Origin of the sequence: Nocardioides zeae (genome assembly GCF_010686755.1) — a bacterium.
Lineage (GTDB): Bacteria > Actinomycetota > Actinomycetes > Propionibacteriales > Nocardioidaceae > Nocardioides > Nocardioides zeae.
Window position 1 is genome coordinate 1 of the sequence record NZ_JAAGXA010000033.1, and the last position, 850, is coordinate 850.

Annotated in this window: 1 protein-coding gene; it reads left to right on the forward strand. The window is 67.3% G+C overall.

Annotation, left to right across the window (positions count from 1 at the left end; translation table 11 throughout):
* Window positions 1-850: ABC transporter ATP-binding protein (locus G3T38_RS20830; protein ID WP_163774839.1), on the forward strand; the 850-nt coding region annotated here is incomplete at both ends.

Consider the following 850-nt stretch of genomic DNA (forward strand, 5'->3'; position numbering starts at 1 on the left):
AGGTCGACGGGCTGACCAAGTCGTTCGGCAAGCAGGTGATCTGGCGGGACGTGTCGCTCACGGTGCCGGCCGGGGAGATCTGCGTGATGCTGGGCCCCTCGGGCACGGGCAAGTCGGTGTTCCTGAAGGCGTTGATCGGGCTGTTGAAGCCCGACACGGGTTCGATCGTGATCGAGGGCACCGACATCGCGTCGTGCTCGGAGAAGGACCTGTACGAGATCCGCAAGCTGTTCGGGGTGCTGTTCCAGGACGGCGCGATGTTCGGCTCGATGAACCTCTACGACAACGTGGCGTTCCCGCTGCGCGAGCACACGCGGAAGTCGGAGTCGGAGATCCGTGACATCGTCATGGAGAAGATGGACCTCGTCGGTCTGGTGGGCGCGGAGGACAAGCTGCCCGGTGAGATCTCCGGCGGGATGCGCAAGCGGGCCGGCCTGGCCCGGGCGCTGGTGCTGGACCCGGAGATCGTGTTGTTCGACGAGCCCGACTCGGGTCTGGACCCGGTGCGCACGGCGTTCCTCAACCAGCTGATCGTGGACCTCAACGCCCAGATCGACGCGACGTTCCTGATCGTCACCCACGACATCAACACCGCCCGCACGGTGCCGGACAACATCGGGTTGCTCTACCACAAGCACCTGGCGATGTTCGGGCCGCGCGAGATGCTGCTGAGCTCGGAGGAGCCGGTGGTGCGCCAGTTCCTCAACGCCCAGCGCGTGGGCCCGATCGGGATGTCGGAGGAGAAGGACGCCGGCGAGCTCGCGGCCGAGGCCGGCCAGGAGCTCCCCCCGCTGCCCCCGATCCCGTTGCAGCTCGAGCCCTCCAACGGCATCCCGCGTCGCAGCCAGCG